Origin of the sequence: Pseudomonas sp. PS02303 (assembly GCF_029959925.1) — a bacterium.
Lineage (GTDB): Bacteria > Pseudomonadota > Gammaproteobacteria > Pseudomonadales > Pseudomonadaceae > Aquipseudomonas > Aquipseudomonas mandelii.
The window spans coordinates 1-17,730 of record NZ_JASCOM010000001.1 but is presented as its reverse complement, the minus strand read 5'-3'; the positions used below and the strand labels follow the sequence as shown (position 1 = coordinate 17,730).

Below are 17,730 nucleotides of genomic sequence, written 5' to 3'. Positions count from 1 at the left end.
AAAAAAACCGGCATTAAAGCCGGTTTTTTTTCGCGCCAAGGGTACAGTTTACTGCCGCGGAATAAAGGAGTTAGACGCCATGTCAGCGACCAATATTATCTCGCTGATTCAGAGTCAAAATGTCAGCCAGATGCCCACCAGACCCGTTGTCGTGTATCCCTGCCTCAACCAACTGCTTGTACATTCCATCAGATAAGTCCTTATCCATATGATTGGCAGCAGCGTAACTGTCCCAACGTTCCCTTGAGTTATCAGAAAGGCCACCAACTCGTGCTGTTGCAAAGACATCTGCCTGGGCCTCATTCAGACCCAGTTGTTCACCTTCGTGCATGTACTCCTCACGTGTTGCGCGGGTTCCCAAAGCCGCTCCGACGCCATTCGAGGCCGCAGCGAGTATGCCAAACGAGGACTCACCTCGATCGTTGAGTTCTGTCGCTGATCCGCGAATACGATCAGCAGCTCTATCCGCTGCAGGATCCAATGCTTTCTTCGAGTAAACCTCAGAGTCGTTTTGCGCGATCCCATCATTATGCGAATGCCTATTTGCGATATTTTGATGAGCATCCGCAATGGCGGCTGTCTTCTCCGTATTAAACCGAGAGTTAAACGCTCCTGTGTCCACCAAGTGGCCTGCCTGGCTTGCCTCCGCCTCAAGATTACCAACCGCCGGTGAACGCAAATTCGCATTCTTGTCATAGTCGACAGTGGCTCCAGTCAACGCCTCGAAATCATGGTGTTTGGCCAGGGTGTACAAAGCTGCAGCTGTATTCGCACGGTTGGGATCCAGCATTGTTTGACTGAACATCTGCTGGTTCTCCTGAAATTCTTGGCCGTACTTGTTCATTGCGTCGCCGACAACGGCCCGATCCCGGCCTTCGTTGATAACCTTGCCCGTCAACGAATCAAGCTTCATGTCCTCAGAGTATCCATAGGTATTCGCCAGGCCACTAACCTTCTGATAGGCCATCTGATCGTTGATGGTTTTCTGGGCCGATTGCGAAAGGCTATCCTGGTCAGCTTTCGAAAGGCTCGAGCGGTCAGCGCTCTGGAAGTTCTTGGCCAGCGTAGTGCCATCCGTTTTTTGAAGTGCGCTTTTGACAGTCTCTCCAAGGCCGGATGATTTGACCGCAGACAACGTATCGGCATAGGCCTGGGAATCAGACCGCGTCGACTGATCAGTACTTGATGCTGTTGCCCCCGCACTAAGCCCAACGCCACCGCTGACGCCTGCTTTAACACCTGCCGGACCTCCATCAACGCCTGCAGCTGCAGTGGCACCTAGCTTGCCATCGACGCCACTGCTCAGCGCAGTGCTCGCAATAGCCGCGTCTATGTTGCTAGCGCTGTACCCTTGAGATCTGAGCGAATCGTACTTTGCCTGGAAACTCGCGCTTTTATCCAAGCCGAGAGATGTTTGAAGCGAATGCCCAACATCTGCAGCTTCACCGATCGTCTTCGAGTTATCGAGCGACCTGCCCATCGTGCTTGTGAATTGCTTAGAAAAGGCCTGAGAAGAGCCCTCTGAGGTCGCTCTTGAACTTTGAACGGATTCGCTCAGCATGGACCCGACTGAAATGTTGCCACGCTGATTTTCCGATCCGTTGATGCGTACGCCCTTGTCGAAGTCGCTTGTTGCATAGGGCGTAGTCTGCAATCCAGCTGCAGGGCTTAAGACATCGGGGCTGGCAATCTTCTCGTTAATTTGGTCAGAGCCACTCATCCGTCCCGCGATCCCTGAGGCAGCAATCGCTGTACCGGAGACCAGGAACAAACATATCGCGGGGATGGAGGAGGCCATTAACCCGGCGACACCAATAGCCTGCTCAAGAGCAGGCCCCATCTGCTTGAGCATCTCGAACGACACCCCAGTTCCTCCAACATCGAAAGACGACGTCTGGAGAATGGACTCCATAGCACTCGCGGTGGACGAGACCGTGTAGAGGTTCACAATTGCCAATGCCGGCATCCAGAGCATCATCCAGGCCAGCAACATCAGGTATTTACTGATCAGGCCAATACCAAAGCCGCCCATGGTAATGAGGAATGCCATGAGCGGAGTAATGGCATAAATGAGACCTTCAAAGAAGGTCATGAATGGCCGAACATACTTCGTAAACTGCGTTCCTTCGGCTGCCCACTGGGTGTTTTGCTGAGCCATGGCCTGTCCCATCATGACGCCATACGAGCCCTGCAGATCCTCGACTGCTTTCTGACCAGGTGCTTGGAGAAATATTGGATAGAGAACTGAGGCCATTGTGTAAGCCCGGGCGTCGATCGCTGACATATTCAGCGCATACAGCGAATCACCAACGCGAGAGGTCACCGCATCTGGATCGACCGACTTTCCTGGACGCTTGAACCCCGCAGTTGCGATCTCGGACATGACGTTATCAGTTGCTGAGTCCGTCAGGTTAACCAGGGCTGTATGTGCGTCAGAGCAATTGAGCGTTCTACCCCCGGCTGGACCATCGAAAATCTGCGTGTAATAAACGCTACTGCTAAACCGTGCGGCGCCCATTGGGTCGTTTGCCCGGTATAGGTCGGCATAATCTTGGAGATCTGTGCCAAGCATGGGCAGCGTGCATTCACGAAAATAATTAGACCACGAGTTAACCAGGTTTTTATTGGGGCCCAATCCATTGGTGAACGATGGAATGGACATCAAATTACCGGTCACTGAGCGAACTTTCATCAGGGTTTCAATCGGATCAGCAAAACCGTACTTTGTCATCGCAGGCGTCGAGAACGCCTGCTCAAAGAGGTTCGTAAGATTGTATCCAATGTTTGAAATAATCGACCCAACAGCCAAGGGACCGAGCGGGACGTTATCGACTACAGCCACATCACCGTCATAAACATCCTCAATAATCGCCCGCCCCGAGGGACCGTACATGGCCATGTACAACACTAGGCAAATAAGCAGTTTTTGGAATGGGATAGCGGTGTTGTTGAAGACCGCTTGAAAGCCCAGAATGAGGGCTCCGATCGCAAACCCGATTTTGGCCAGAGACTCGATATCACCGGTGCCACAGATCATGGCAACTGAGTTCAAAATTTCCTCGAGATAGACCGCAGAGCCAACAGAATAAATGGTGAACTCCATCAGTTTGGCCTCACAGGATTAGCGCCCATCGTGGCGATAAAGTTGGGTGGCGGCATGATCTGCATGCGAACCTGATAGTCCTTGGCCATATCATTTTCGTTGCCATATTTTGAAAGCAATGACTGGTGCTCGGAGGTGAGGCGATTGCGAGATTCGGCCAGGAAGTCCTTGCTCGTTTCACCAAGCTGGTCAACCATTTTTCCTTTTTTTAGAACTTCAGAGGCCACGTTGATATAGGACTCTGCAAGAGAGTGGGCGCCCTCAAGAGCAAGCATTTTGGAGTGTGCGCTAACAAACCCCTTAGCCATGTACTCGCTGTGTTGGGCAAGCCGCTGAATCATCGCAGAAAACCCTGTTTTTTGAAGCGCCCCAATAATGGCTACTTCCTCAGAGTTAAAAGGACCTGCGTTGTTCGCCCACTTAAATACAATGCCTGGCGAGCTCGCATTACCATTGAATAGCTTCAATATTTTTTCAGCCAGACCATCAAATGAAATCTGCTGAGTCTTAATAGTCATGCAAGCTTCTTCGTCGCCGGAGCAATCGTAAATTGGCACTGTTTCTGTTTTTTTGCCCTCAACGATGTCCTGCAATGTAATAGAAGTAGGTCCGAAGAACTTGGTAGTAGGGACTTTTCCCTTCCCATCATCGGCATTCTCAAGTGCGGTAATGAGTACAGTCCCAGTCAAGGACATAATCATTTCATCAGTTTGACGTGATCCGTACTGGAAGAAGCCCCTAGCGTTATTTTGTGTCATAGCGCACCAGATGACGTTGCCAATGTCCTCACAGGATTTGGCTAATCCGGCGTCACTTTGCTGTTCCTTTGGAGACTTCGAGGTCAGGCTACCAGGCATGATCGAGGCAAAGGCATCACCAATCCCCCCGGAAACGTTGATGTTCGCCGCTCTCATTGTCTCTTTTGAAGTGAAGGAGCTGAAAGCGTCTGTGACCAGTCCCTGGGCAAGTTGGCAAGAATTTGACATCAGGCTATTAATGTCCTGCATAACTTCTTGCAGGTTCTGAATAACGTTGTGGACAGTTGGCCCCATAGCGTTCAATGCCAGTTTAAACGCGTAGCCAGAGGCAACGCCGACAGCGTTAGACGCGACCGATCGCAACGCTTGGACAAATTGTTGGGCGTTAATGAATGAGAATGAACCCGCGAACATGTCTATCCCGCCACAGCCAGCTTGGAAGGAGGGCGGTCGGAAGTTAACGATCGGCGTATTGGATATCTTGTTTCTAACTCGCAATGAGCCGCCGGTAATAACACCCCGGGTTGCGGTTTCATACGCCCCGGGCTCCGTAGTGTTCGACATCGAATCGAACATGGAATCCAGTTGCGACTGAATGTCAGCATATGCTCCCGACGGAGCTATGCCGATAGCCAAAGCCAGAATCATTGATTTACTGTTCAATCGCATTAGGGGTCTCCACGTCAATAGCCTTTCTTGCCAACTTGGCTTTCATGCTTTGCACGAATCGTTCAGGGTCATTGAGAAGCTCCTCATTAATCCCGTCAGAGTCATCAATCGACAGAAGTCCGTTGTCGAAAAACGGCTGTGTGCTCGCAAATGTTTTATGGTCGATAATCCCAGCGTCTCGCGTGGCCATCAGAATTCGATTGAACAGCACGTCGAGCGTAATAGCGCCGTATCCCACGATTGATGTGCCTTGAGGGGGCATGGCCAAAGCGAGGGCAGGGGTCTGAAAGATCTCAAGTTTCTTTGCCTGGCCATTGTCCACTCGATATTCAGGAAATGCGTTGTTATCCAGCGGTCCGCCGTCAAGCGATACTGGAATGATGTTTATGCCAGTGGACGTTGTGAGCGACTGCAGGACATTGGCCTGCTCGGCACACAACATGCAGTTTGATTTGAAGAAAAAGAACACCCCAACGCGGCCAGCCAAGCTGCGCAGCACCTTGTCTTTGTTGGCCGTCACTTCGCGATTCATTGCATTTGCTGCATATGTCGCGACTGGACGCCGGCTATCTTCGTCAAGGAAAGGATCCTTCATGATCGCGCGCGAAGAGGCCTCGGAGAACCGCGACGCTTTGTCCATCATCACGCGTTGAAGGTAGTAGTAGGCCTGAACGTTCGCATCCGTCGGGTTGTCGATGGCTCGGTCGCGGTACTTGGGCAGATTTTTCTTGATCCAGGCGACACTGAACACCTCAGGACCTTTCGGAGCCAGAGGCTCGACTTTTTCCTCCGGAGGCGCCGGCGGAGGAGGAGGGGGTGGTGGCGGGGGAGGAGGAGGCAACTCCTTCTTCGGCTCCTCTTCTTCCTTAGGTGGATCCTTGTACCAGAACCACCCTTCGGCCTTTCCCTTGTAATAGCTGCTGCCGCCGGCGGCGGGTAGGGAAGATTCTTCTGGCCTCTCGTTTGCGTTTACGCCGTGTGCAAGCGCAGCTATCACTGCAGCGCCAAAAAGTATTGTGGGCCTCACGTCAAACCCCCTTATCAAGAAAGCTTGCGACTGACTCCGTACGGTATACCCAGAACCGTCCAGACTTTTTACGGGCAGGGTAAATCGCCTTGACCCAACCCAGGTGCTGATAGTCGGCTGCCCCGATTTTTTTCCGGAAATAGGTCACTGAATAGTTCAGCTCAGCGGCGACCTGAACCACGGACATATGATCGCCGTACATACGCATAAGACGCTGTAGGGTGGACTCGTTATTTTTCTTGCTGCCAGCTGCAGCAGATGACTGTTGGCCACGACCTTGCGAGATCTGAAGCATCTCCACTCCACACATTGAAATCTGATGTTTCAATGCTAGAGAATGAGATCCACGAAAAGCGGCTAATTGGGCCCAATCTTGGGGGCAGTACTACAGCTGGCAAAGCCGAGGCGGGGTTATTTGATTGCTGCTAATTCTACGGCCATTGAAAGGACCTGAGACGTAGAGCTCGCCTGGCCAAAAGCACAACACAATCCATTTTTAACTCAGATCCCAGTACAAACCAAAACCGCGAATTACACGACGATTTCTGTCCAATCCGGGTAGATCAAAAGCAGGCCGGTATCCCAATCCAATTCACTTGTTCAAGTTTTTCCTGCAAGGGGCGCGAAGATAATCTCTATCGCAAATTCTAAAAACCATGCAGCCCTATTTATTAGCTGCCTATCTTGTTTGGCAATGGGTTACAACCGCAGCCAGCCATGGATCGACTCAGACCCTTGCCAGCTAGATGCCGAGCAGCTTTTGCTGCAACACAGCAGACTGCCAGATGACTTCGAGGGGTAATCGCTCGATAAGACCATGAATAACATAAGGAATAATAACCTCGTTTATAGCTGCCGGGCATAGCTGTCATGTAGGGAGTCCATCCATTTGCCTTACGTACGTGATCAACAAGCTCCTGCCTCTTGATTCATAAGAATGCGAATCTGGATAGATTGACTACGCTTAAAGCTCTAATTCAGACAAGGAACATCAAGCATGGACAAGCTCGCCTTAACCCATCGCGTGAATGAAATCGGTTCAGAATTCCCGAAGGTGTTGCTGCGCAGGAAATGCTTCGGCAGATGCGTGTAGGCACTACTACACCGTTGAATTATTGAAGCCGTACCAAGTTCGATTATTTTTTGAATCACCTATTTGCGTACGAGTTGATCGTGCCGCTTGGGATGCTGCTGTGACTTTCCACGCAATAAACGATTGGGTGAAGGCAGTTGATTTCTTGCGTAGTTGCCTTCGATCATACGTTTAAGCGTCACGACTTCAAGTTTGTCATTGACGATTGCAAGACCGACATTGCGACGATCAAAGAACTGCAGTGGCGCAGTGAAAAGCATATGAGCCGTAGGCGAGCACGTGGTTTGGTTTGTCGCTAAGCCCGAGGGTGGCATCCAGTTAGGGCATGAGATACGACAGCCGTCGATCCAATCCGACTCGATGGATGAGCTGACCAAGGGAATGAAAATCCAACGCGCATAGGCGCTGTGAGCAAAACGCTGGAGAGTGGAATCAACGCGCTGCGCCGAAACGATCCGTTCGAGGTTGCCAATGCAGCCTTAATTTCCCAACCTCAAGACGTAGATCAGCTGTCATTAATTGTTTTTGAGTAGCTTCGGTGTTCGTAAAGGTCTGCTAATGCCGGAATGCAGCGGCCGGTGAAACGCGAATCAATTTGATTGGCAATTTTTCGCAATGAATAGAGTACTCGGACGGGAGCGATAGCAGACGCTAAGAAGGCTTTCACGCCTATGTAACTCAGACGGAGAAGCAATCCTAAACCAAAACGCTGTCACACGACTTACCAAAACCATCAACAAATCAACACTAGTAGACGGTGATAAGATGAATATAACTGAAATAATTTCAACGACAGTACCCCCTGAAATCACGGTTGAACCGCACCCCCAATTGACTCCTGGACGCGCCTTTTACTCGCATGTCGCGAACAGCAATGGACAGGATACCCGCTTCATTTACAGTGCCCTTCCCATTTTGACCCTGGTTTGCATGGGCCAGCGCATCGAAGGCGACTCAACGGTTCACATTGATCCCAACCAGAACTACGTCATTTACGCAGATGGTTTACGTATTCGCGGGGAGCTGCGTTTTAAACCCGGAGGCAATGTCAAGATTGTTGCCCGCACCTTGTATGCGGAAGCTGCTGGAGGGGCAGGTGTAGCCGCCATCGATGTCAGCGGCGAAGATGCCTTGCCAAACCCTGTCACACAAGTCCCTCAAACCGGACTGGATGGCCACGAAGGTACGCCCGCGATCCAATACACATACTCGACCACTGAACCTGGCGAAGGCGGGGATGCTGTAGATGGCGGCTGCGGACTTCCCGGAAAGGATGGCACGGATGCAGGGCAGATTGAATTGTTCATCAACCGCATGGAAGCCGGACACCACATTGAGTTGCGCGCGCGTGGCGGCAATGGCGCTGAAGGACAAGTCGGTGGCAACGGGACCAAGGGTGGCGACGGCGGATTGGGCTGCTGGTATCCCGACACGTGGAGAAGCTGGCCTAATCTCTATGAAACCTCCAAACCGGGTAAGCCTGGCGGGGCTGCCGGCTATGGCGGTCGTGGTGGTCGTGGTGGCAATGGCGGCGTGATCAAGGTGCAATGCCTCCAAGATGGCATTAGTGCTGATCAAATTATCAAAAACGTCGCAGCCGGCATCACCCCATTAAATGCCAAGGACGGCATACCAGGAGAGGGTGGCATGCAGCGCGCCGTAGAAGGGTATATGGCGCCAGGCCATGATGTTTGCAACAAAGATGGCAATTGCTACTACGTTCAACCCAGATTCTACCCATTGGTGGGAGATACAGAAGGTCGGTTCCAAGCAAAGAAGGCTGCTTCAGGTGGGGTCCATCCGCGGCCGGCCAATGAACTCGACGGGGTCCGCGTCCCGGGCGTTGCGGGCACATCACCTGAGACCGTAGTCATGGGTTTCAAGGATTTTGCCCGAGTGGTCAATCCGTCCCAGATCATGATGCTGTGCCAGCGCATGAAGGCCATGTATTTGACGGCTACGATCTCCAGTGGAAAAGTTTTCAGCGCAACAGATCCTTCGGTTCCGACTTGGTACGTATTGCTTGACTGGCTCAATAACGTGCTTGCCAGCATCGATGAAAAAGCGTCTGAAATAAAAACATCGCTTGCAGGCAATGCACTGATCCTCGTTAAGAAAGATGTGGCGCGGTTAAAAAACTACGCTGATAGAGGCAAGGACATCTTTGGCAAAGATGCGTATCAGATTGATACAAACATGTTGACGTTTACGACGTCCTCCAGTTTTCTGAAAACGAAGCTGGATGACCTCAATATGCTGCAGAGCAAGCATGACATTTTGTTTGCTGCATTGGAGAAAAATGACTCTATAGATGCCAAGCTCCAGACGGCAATGTTCCAGGCAACAGCACAGCAGGGCGCATTAAAACTGGAGATCCAGCGGCTCATTGCCGAGTTGATAGGGACACTGACTGCTCAACTTATCAATATTACCAAGGAAATCCAAGACGCCCGCGGCAAGATTGAAACAGACATGGCTGGATTTACGGCCGATTTGATGGGTGCGAGTTTTGACGCTGATTCGTTCTTTTCAGCCTTGACCATGATTGCGTTCTCACCACCTGCCATGAAGAAGGATGGAGGACTCAATCCGGTCAGTTTGGGCATGACGGGTATCCAGACGGCGCAGTTGCTATATACCTCCTTCACGCAGATTAAAGGAGATGATGGATCTACGATTGGCAAAGACTATTTGGTCCAAAAAGTCAAAGCCCTGGATGGCGAGTTGTTCCAGAAGGATTTTGTCGCGACTTTTCAAGATGCAAAAGGCGCGCTTCAAGACAACATCGATAGCGTCAAGATTTTAACAACTCTGCGTGAATACCAGGAGTTGGTAAGTAATTACTCGAGCAATATTCACTCAGCCAAGTTGAAGACAGACTTGCACGCCCTAGCCGGGAAAATAATGCAACGGAACAACTTTGTGATGGCATACAACGCACAGGTTGCGACGATCTTTGATTACCAACAGCAAATAGTCGACATTAAAGACAGTGACGGCAAGACATTGGGTGAGCTCGCGGAAAAAGACGATCCGGGACGCGCCATGGCCGTCGCATTTCTGTCAAAGCAATATGACGATGCGCTGAGCCAAGGGATTCGCGAGGTGTACCTTTGCAATAAGGCCTACATGTATTGGTCCCTTGACACACGCTTCAATGTCTTTGAGGCGGTTCTGAATCATTCGACACCATGGGATCAGCCTGATATGACGCTGGCGATCACACCAGACACACTCAACGCCTGCCAGACCCAGCTGCGTTCGCAATTTGAAAACAAATTGCGAACCATGGGCAAGCCGCAACAGACAAATCTTGGCTCCAAGGGAACCGTCTTGCGGATCACCGATGAAGAGAGCCTGCGTTACTTCAAGGAAGACAAGTCGATCAGGGTCACAATTGATAAGGCGTTCCTAAAGGGAGGCGAAAAGGTTCCCTATACCCTGTACGACGAGATCAATGACAACGTCCTCAACGCACGCCTATATGAGCTGCGAGTGTTCCTGAGGGGGGCCGTTGTAGAACCAAGTGAGGTGAATAAGGCCATCAAGCTTGTCATCGAGCACGACCTTTATGACAAGTTCTATATGGACAACAGCGACACGTTCATCTCATTTGCACACGAGAGCGCCCAACACCAGAACTTTGAATACTACCCAGATAAGGAGGCCGCTGACTTTCCGTCATCGACTTACATAAAAACCGCAATAAATTTTGGTGGCAACATCAGCCAGGACTCGCTCCAGGCAGGCGGGCAAGATGCCATTTATGCCGGTGTTGGGCCATACGCCGACTGGACGATCTCATTGCATCCAACTCCCAAAGTGAATCTCGATGGACTGAAATGCATTGAAATTCAGCTCTACCTTGTTACCTACGCTTAAACCCCGCAAAACCTAAGGAAAAATCAATGAACTCTACAACAACAATCAATACTGAAGCAGTCAATTTTGTGAGTGCAATGTCCTGCAAACCTCTACTAGCCGGAATGTTCCGCTTGCGCCTAAAAGAGATGCTGGACAAGAATCAGGACGAGAGTGCTTTGGGATGCTCCGATCAACTTGCTGCGCGGCGGCCGCAAGTCGTAATTTGCACGGCACGCAGCGCTATTTGCTCAAAACGACCTGATGCAGTGTTCATCGAGGGCGTTTTTCGCCCGGTTTTCCATGTTAAGCGCGCAACTCGCCCATACCCATCAGTTGTTTTCGAGCCATCCACAGGTTCGACAGGGCGAACAATGTGGTCAACTGAGCCGTGTTTTTCATCAGCCCACGAAAGCGCACTTTCACGTACCCAAATTGGCATTTGATCACCCGAAACGGATGTTCGACCTTGGCCCGTGTCTGGGCTTTGCAGTACTCAATCTTGCGCTTGGCCTTGTAGAGCACGCTGCGTTTATTCAACTTGGAATAGGTGCTGCGGCGCGCCGCGATTTGCCAGATCACTTCACGATTTTCATGCTCTTCACGCTTCTCAACGCCGGTGTATCCGGCGTCTGCATACACTGCATTTTCTTCGCCATGCAAAAGCTCGGCGACCTGTGTGACATCGGCGACGTTGGCGGCGGTGCCGTGGACGTGATGAACCAAGCCGGACACGACATCAGCGCCAATATGGGCCTTCATTCCGAAGAAATACTGGTTACCTTTTTTGGTCTGATGCATCTCGGGGTCGCGCTTTCCCTCTTCGTTTTTAGTCGAACTGGGAGCATGAATAATGGTGGCATCGACGATAGTGCCCTGACGCAGAGACATGCCTTTGTCCTGCAAATAACCATTGATGACCGCGAGGATTGCAGGTGCAAGCTGATGCTTTTCCAATAAGTGCCGGAAATTCATGATCGTGGTGTCTTCAGGTATCGGGGCGCTCAAGGTCAAACGTGCAAACTGGCGCATGGGCGTGATTTCGTAGAGCGCTTCTTCCATGGTCGGATCGCTCAGGGAAAACCAATTCTGCAACAGATGAATACGCAGCATGGTTTCCAGAGGATAGGGTTTTCTGCCGCCACCGGCCTTGGGGTAGAACGGCTCGATCAGGCCCAGCAGACCCGTCCAGGGCACGACCTGATCCATCTCGGCGAGGAAGCGTTCGCGGCGTGTCTGCTTGCGCTTGCCGGCGTATTCGAAATCGGAAAAGCTCATCTGGCTCATAGGCGGCTCGGATCAGGTGGTCAGGCGTATTTCAGCACATTTGAAAACTTGTTCGGAGATTCCTTTGGAAAATTGGCTCAACACGGAATTTAACTACAAAAATGTGAAACTGAACGATCTAGAGCCTGCAATAGCTTACTTTAGTAACCACCGCATCGAATATTGGCATGGTCATTACACATTGAGCGAGCCCGGCGCACTGTTTGGGTTCTTGAATATCACCGAGGATGACGTTGAAGTTAACGGTGTTAGCATCAAAAACTATATCTACGACAATGGAACGCTCACTTGGGAGGCGCAACCAGATGCCCCCATGTCCGGCACCCTGCGTTTCGTGCAATTGGGGGAAGCTTCTCCAACGATGGTCAAAAAGGGCCACTTTGGTAAAAGCGTGAGCGGTAGCATTGGCTTGCTCGGATCCGAAAAAATGCCTGCACGCACGCTACAGGTCAACGGAAGTACTGCCATTTTTTGGTTTGAACCCAGCAGCCAGTCGCTACCAGAGTCGCACCGTTTTTTACGCGGAATGATGCGTTCAGCAGCCATAACCGCCTCAGCAAATGAGGCCGGAGCAGAATCTGAGCCCAGTTTTTCGCAATGGAATGGTAAATACAACGTGACTGTAGCGGGCGATGCAACGACCCATGCCTTTGAGCTGGAACTGGTCGACTTTAAGGGTATTATCCACTTCGATTCCAATGCTTTCTCAGTAAGTGATTATTCTTCCGAAGACGCTATGAATGCCAATCGCCATAGCGGGCTCACAACGTTGACATGGGATGACAGTACGGGTCCCTCCAAGACTAAGGGTGAAATCATATTCTCCAAGTCGAATTCCAATGTCATGAGCTTTACTGGCACTCTGATACAAGATGCTGGTACCAGCAAGTCTGTTTCCGGTATCTCAGCCAAGTTGAACAATTTGGACCTCTGGAATGGTGTTTATGTGATGGGTCCTTTCCCATCTGGCTCATCGACTTTCCCCAAGTTGTCCCTCAACTTGATTAACGGTATTGGAGACATCTATTACGGCGGCATCAAGTTGACGGAAGAAAACTACGCCGTTTTTGGGGACTATAATACTAATGGCATGCGCAGTCAGAACACCCTCGTGTGGGACGATACGCAGGGGAAAACGAAAACGCATGGACAATTGGAGTTCTCACTCAACGACGAAAAACAAGCCGTTTGCGTTGGCTGGATACGCAATGTCGATGACACCGATGCCAAGAACAACGTCTGTGGAGCCTTGGAAGTAGAGAAAGGAGAGCCACCGAGCCTTACTGATTGGTTTGTGATCGTCGGAACCGTGGTTGGTACTACTATCGCGGCAGCTGCGCTTATTGTTGGCGGGATTGCGCTCCACCCGGTAATTCGTGACATGAAGGCACACTATGCAGCCAAGAAACTAGCCAAATCCAACCCGTCCCCCCAAAACAATCATGCTCTGATTTTGGCTGACGTTGCAGTCCGTAAGTCTTTTGATGATTCGGATTTTGAATTGGATATGATCAATGAGAAATCAGGGCTGGATATTCCGGTTGACCAAAAGCAAATTGACCTGCAAAAAGAATCAGCAAAAGAATTTCTCAATAAGTATGAAGGGGAGTCGTTGAGGATCGCGCGTGATGTTGTACGGGCTGTGGATGCGAAAATCGAAATTGACGGTAATATTAAAGCTATGGAAAAGGAAATCCAAAAACAGGATAATATAATTAAAGACAAAAATAGTAGCGATGCTGAGATAAAGAAGGCCAAAGAGACGCGCGAAAAGTTGAAATCCGATCAAGAAAATAATTATGTAGATCATGATGTGCAAGAGAAAAAATCTGTAGATGCGAACAAAAAATTGAAAGAGCTCGAAAAGCGCAAAAAAAGAGAAACACTGAGAAAAGAAACGCTTTAACGATTAAATTTAGTAGTTGTTTTTCCAAACGGAATATGCGTCTAGGCGCATATTTCTTCAGTACGAATCCCCGAAAAGAGTCGTTGTAGATCAATCGTTCGACATAAGCCTGCCTCGGTCAGAAATGAACAGATAGCGGTGAGCAATTTCATCGATTTGCTGCTCATGAACATTTATGACATAGCCTGTCTTTCACAAGTGGGCGATGTCAGATGTTCATAAGCAGCTTATGAGCCTGAAATTACTGGCTAACCGCTCTAGAAATTAACGCCCCTGTTCATCAATTGATGTTCATAGACCCAGTTTCCCCGACATTCCTAGCCTCGCCGCCCCGACCTCTCACGGTCCCAGTCCAGAGGCTGATGGATGCTAGTTCAAAAAAACATGCTTTGGGACTTGGTTGAAAATCTGGCAGAACTTGGCAGGCTCAGAGTTGAGCAGTGTGGTTTGTCCCGGAACTGTTCGCTCATGGCACCTCCCAACAGCCTCAGTTGTTAGGCTCGAAGGTCTCTAGAGAATCCGGGGCGATTCAGTTCATATTGGCTTAGATGGCGGCCACTATCGGCAGTACGCGATAGTGGCCTGAACAGAAAGGTCTGCGGGGCACCTCTCCACCATACTTTCTTTGCTTGTCCTACAAAATGCGAGAGCCAAACGGCATTACGATCGTGATGCTGCGTAAGCAGGGTGCGCTCTGAGCTCCGCCAATAAATCAGCAAAGGGCTTCAACTCACTCCTCCGTGTGGCTATACGATATCATCAGGCATTCTCAGTTTTGCTGTCGGAGAGGTCGAAGCACCTTCACATCAGGGGCTGCGCTGTGACTTATGATCCTGACCGCGAGTGGCCATCAAGATTTTCAGTAAGGATGCAGGAATGGAAGTAGTTACTCAGTGGTTGGGTAGAATTGGCATCGCGGTGCGCTCAAAGATTCAGCAGATAGTGGGGCGCGCGTCCCTGCGCCAGTCCAGAGCGCTGCTGACACACAAGCTAGCAAGCGATGACGCGCAACCGAACGTTTTCGAGCCATTGACGCCGGTAGTCATGACCGACGAGCAGTCGGCTCGTTATCTGAGCGAGCTTCGCCATGCGTTGCTGAACGATCAGGTGCGAAACATTGCGATCACAGGTGACTACGGTGCTGGCAAAAGTAGCCTGATTCGAACGTTTGTAGAGAAGCATAGAGAGCTCAATTACGCATGGGTGTCTCTGGCCACCTTCGGAAAAGACGGCGTGGTTGATTCTCCATCACCTACAACTGCATCAGTATCAATACCGGCAGCAGTGCCCCCCCTCCAAGGCAATGAAAGTGCGAAGACGGACGTTTCCTCCGGCCAGACAAAGACAACCAGCGATTTAAACTTGCTGGACCGGATCGAGGAAACGATCGTTCAGCAACTGCTTTATACGGTGAAGGCAAAGGACTTGCCCAAAACCCGTCTGAAGAGAATCGTCCAGGCGTCGAAATCATCGATCATTTGGTCAACGGTGTTTCTAAGCGCAGTTGTGCTTGGTGGCGCGCGTTTGTACGCAGAAAATCTAACGACCATTTGGTTATTCGAGCCAAGCTGGTTAGTAGATCTCCTGTTAAGGGTTCCAGACTGGGCGGCCGCTCTCGCAGTGACCGTTGGCATAGTTTCGTTGATTTATCGTGCTACGAGCCTGTTCTCAGCGTTCAATATAGATGGGCTCACCGTAAAGGGCGGAAAACTGGAGGCTACCAACCACGGATCAGTTCTTCACAAAAATATAGATGAAATTATTTACTGCTTTGAACGAAGCAACATTGATGTGGTTTTGATCGAAGACCTCGACCGCTTCGGTATTCAGGACGTTTTCTTCAGGCTCCGGGAAATCAATTTGATCATTAAGAACTCCCCGCAGATCAAAAGGCCCATATTTTTTGTGTACGCCCTGCGTGATGAGTTATTTGTTTCAAATGAAAAGACAAAGTTTTTTGATGTAATCATTCCTGTCATTCCAGTTGTTAACTTTGAGAACTCTCAGCAAAAGTTGATTGAGCTACTTTCAGTTCGCAACATAAAAAATGAGACCCTTTACCATGGATTGAATCCTATTTTGGTGGAAACCGTTTCCTACTACATAGACGATATGAGGTTGTTGAAGAATATTGTCAATGAATTTGATATGTATGCCAGCTTGCTAACGTCTGAGATTAATCTGGATAAAAATAAGCTGTTGTCAATAATATTTATTAGGAATCTTTACCCTAAGGAGTATGCCGCGCTACTGCGGCGCGCCGGAACTATTTACGCATTATTTGAACTTTTCGAGACATGGAAGGTTGGCCGGGTTGCTGAGATAGATGCCGAAATAGATACTGCAAGAGCAGAAGCAAAGCTCCGCAAGGAACTGGTGGCCAAGAATGTAAAGGAGTTGCGGCAAAATCTTTGGTTTGACTTACTAAGTTTGACAGGCGCTGATTATGCCCCTAACTTTGATGTGGAAGACGGTGGCTCCTACACCATGCTACAGTTCCTTGACGATACAGTCTTTGAGAAAATTTCGAAAGGTAACGCTGACATTGCAGTAGGTAGATACGATTATCGTTTCTATAAAACCGGCAAGCGAATAAAGCTTTCGGAGCTCTTAAACTACGGATCTCCCTCTTATCTGAAAAAAGTTAGTTTGCTGTCCAGCAGTTCGGGGTCGCTGGCCGCCGCTATTAGCAAGTTGAGTCAAGAGAAAGAGCAAATTCAGAGGATGCCATTAAAAGGCGCTCTGGCTCACACCAGCTTCAATGAGAGGGTAGTCACACACTTCGCCTCCATGAAAGCAATGAGCTACTTGGTCAGAGCTGGCTTTTTTGGCACCGATTACACAGCGTACATCGGTTATTTTTATGCGGGCGCGTTGGGTATGGAGGACATGAACCTCATCCTGGATTTGCGTGCGGGCAAGTCACCTACTGTTGATAGCCCACTGGTAAACGCTGAGCTAGTACTTTCAAAGCTATCACACTCCGATTTGGCAGCAGGGAGAGGCTTACTGGCTGCACTCGTCGGATACCTTTGCTGCCCTGATAAACTGAAGGGTATTGGCAAAAAACATTCAGAGCTGGAGTCGATACTTGAGGGCAGCATCGATCATCTTGACCGTGTCGCACAGGTTGTCAATGGGCTTTTGGATAGCGAATCCCTTCCAGGGCTGGTGCGTGCTATCTATCATCACCAAGGGATTCTCTACCAAGCCTTGTTGACCAAGAGTGAGCAGCTCTCTGGCCCGCAAAATCGTCAAAAGCTTCTACGCGGTATTCTGTCTTCACTCAATGCAGATGAAATTGAGGATATCGAAGGCGATCCTGACGCGAGCTTTGTGCCTTTGCTTGAATCGCTTGAAGATGTCACCTTGCTCATTCCTGGGCTTCGCAGCGAGACAGAAGGGTGGAAGTATTTTTCACAACATCCTGTGGAGTTTCATAGCTTGGGTGCAGATCACTCCCCTGACTCCCTCCAAGCCTTGATAGACCTAGGATATATCAAGCTCAATATTCAGATGCTGAGCCTGATCCAGATGACTCTCAATCCGGAGCGTAAGCCCGACTTCCCCATCACTTATCAGTCCCTGAACGAACTGTCCATCACAGGTCTGGATCGACTGATTTTACGCGATCCTTCATCTTTCATTAGGGAGCTCCTTACCCAGCAAGGGATGCTGCCAGAGACATCGTCATCCCTGACCTGGCTTCTTCAGAGTATCTCTAAGAATGAAGGCCTGATGTTCTCATTGCTGGAGAGAACAGAAACAATCTTTGAGTCCCTACAGGCGGTGCCTGAGATTTTATGGGCAAAAATTTTGGGGGGTGACTCCGTTTTGGCGTCCAAGAAATCGGTATTTACGTTTTTCGATTGGGCCTGGTACACCGAAGATGGTGAGTATCCCCCGGTGTCAGGATAGTTGTCGCCTCTCCGATTTTTCCTAAAAAAGCATATCGGGGGCGGAAAGAGACTGGTCGTGCCGTACTATTCACCTGAACGCAGAGCCGCATTACTTAAAATGCTGCTT

The 17,730-nt window shown here is 50.0% G+C and carries 8 protein-coding genes; 3 read left to right on the top strand and 5 right to left on the bottom strand.

What is annotated here, in order from left to right; all coding sequences use genetic code 11:
* Nucleotides 1-82: 82 nt before the first annotated feature.
* The 4 genes from QMX98_RS00040 to QMX98_RS00025 are packed head-to-tail and all read right to left on the bottom strand — an operon-like array spanning nt 83 to nt 5,852.
* The gene (locus tag QMX98_RS00040) at nt 83-3,103 is read right to left on the bottom strand and encodes a conjugal transfer protein TraG N-terminal domain-containing protein (RefSeq protein WP_282409984.1); all 3,021 of its coding nucleotides are present in this window, start codon (nt 3,101-3,103) and stop codon (nt 83-85) included.
* Entirely contained in the window at nt 3,103-4,530 is a 1,428-nt protein-coding gene (locus QMX98_RS00035) for a conjugal transfer protein TraH (RefSeq protein ID WP_282409983.1), read from the bottom strand. The genes QMX98_RS00040 and QMX98_RS00035 overlap by 1 nt, the downstream gene beginning before the upstream one ends.
* Nucleotides 4,514-5,557, bottom strand: coding sequence for a conjugal transfer protein TraF (gene traF, locus QMX98_RS00030; protein ID WP_282409982.1), 1,044 nt, complete (start codon nt 5,555-5,557; stop codon nt 4,514-4,516). The genes QMX98_RS00035 and traF overlap by 17 nt, the downstream gene beginning before the upstream one ends.
* Before the next feature lies 1 nt (nt 5,558).
* Nucleotides 5,559-5,852 carry a hypothetical protein gene (locus tag QMX98_RS00025; protein WP_282409981.1) on the bottom strand — a complete coding sequence of 98 codons (294 nt, stop codon included), beginning with the start codon at nt 5,850-5,852 and terminating at the stop codon, nt 5,559-5,561.
* Between the two features lie 1,563 nt (nt 5,853-7,415).
* Here QMX98_RS00025 and QMX98_RS00020 point away from each other — a divergent pair.
* Nucleotides 7,416-10,532, top strand: coding sequence for a hypothetical protein (locus QMX98_RS00020; RefSeq protein WP_282409980.1), 3,117 nt, complete (start codon nt 7,416-7,418; stop codon nt 10,530-10,532).
* A 285-nt stretch (nt 10,533-10,817) separates the two neighbouring features.
* Here QMX98_RS00020 and QMX98_RS00015 read toward each other — a convergent pair whose 3' ends face one another.
* A complete protein-coding gene (locus QMX98_RS00015; protein WP_282409979.1) occupies nt 10,818-11,798 on the bottom strand; it encodes an IS5 family transposase in 981 nt (326 codons plus the stop codon).
* 64 nt (nt 11,799-11,862) lie between these two features.
* Between QMX98_RS00015 and QMX98_RS00010 the strand changes: the two genes are divergently transcribed.
* Both QMX98_RS00010 and QMX98_RS00005 read left to right on the top strand, forming a co-directional pair.
* Nucleotides 11,863-13,704 carry a hypothetical protein gene (locus tag QMX98_RS00010; protein ID WP_282409978.1) on the top strand — a complete coding sequence of 614 codons (1,842 nt, stop codon included), beginning with the start codon at nt 11,863-11,865 and terminating at the stop codon, nt 13,702-13,704.
* Between the two features lie 876 nt (nt 13,705-14,580).
* Nucleotides 14,581-17,622, top strand: a complete 3,042-nt coding sequence (locus QMX98_RS00005; protein WP_282409977.1) for a hypothetical protein — start codon at nt 14,581-14,583, stop codon at nt 17,620-17,622.
* Nucleotides 17,623-17,730 lie beyond the last annotated feature (108 nt).